Source organism: Candidatus Binatia bacterium, assembly GCA_023150935.1.
Classification (GTDB): domain Bacteria; phylum Desulfobacterota; class Binatia; order HRBIN30; family HRBIN30; genus JAKLJW01.
Genome location: JAKLJW010000115.1, coordinates 1 through 811, shown reverse-complemented (window position 1 = coordinate 811; position 811 = coordinate 1). Strand labels below are relative to the sequence as shown.

The 811-nt window shown below is 67.1% G+C and carries 1 protein-coding gene; it reads right to left on the bottom strand.

Translation table 11 applies throughout. The annotated features are described in order from the left end of the window. Nucleotides 1-5: 5 nt before the first annotated feature. The coding region (locus tag L6Q96_23215) for a HAMP domain-containing histidine kinase (protein ID MCK6557460.1) at nt 6-811 on the bottom strand (806 nt) is incomplete at its 5' end.

The following is an 811-nucleotide window of genomic DNA, read 5'->3' as shown; positions in this document are numbered from 1 at the left end:
ACGTCCTACTTGACCGGGCTCGCCGGTATCTGGCGGGGGAGCGTTACCGAGAATCGGCTGCCCTGCCCGGGCGCGCTCTCGACGCCGATCGTGCCGCCGAGCAGTTGCACCAGTCGCCGACAGACCGAAAGGCCGAGACCGCAGCCGCCGTAAACGCGGGTGGAGGAGCCGTCGGCCTGACGAAAATCGTCGAAGATCCGCGCCCGATCCGCCGGCTGAATGCCGATGCCGGTGTCCCCGACGGCGATCGATACGGCGTCGGGCGTTGCCCCGACCACGACTTCGATGCGGCCCCGGTCCGTGAACTTGACGGCGTTGTCGATCAGATTGCTCACGATCTGTCGCACGCGATCCGGATCGGTCAGTGCCGGCACCGGCTCGTCCGGGCCCGCGCACACAAGTTCGAGTCCCTTGGCGGCGGCTTGCGCCACGAAACGCTCGGCCGTGTCGGCGACGAGCGCGGCCACGTCCACCGTTTGCGGAATCGGCCGGATCTCGTTGATGCGCAGCCGCGCCAGGTCGAGGGTCGAGTTGATCGTTCTCGCCAGATTGGCCGCTCCTCGCGAGATACGTTCGAGGCAATCGCGCGACTCCGCGTCCAGACCTGCGCCCGCCGTCTCCCCGAGGATGTCGGCGTAACCCAGGATGATGTTGAGAGGCGTCAGAAGCTCGTGAGAAAACGCGGCCAGAAACTGGTCCTTCAGCCGGTCGGTTTCGGCAAGCCGATCGTGCAGTTGACGGAGCTCGCGCTCGGCGGCGACCCGTTCGCTGACGTCCCGCTGAAGGCCGCAGAAATTGGCGATGCGGCCGT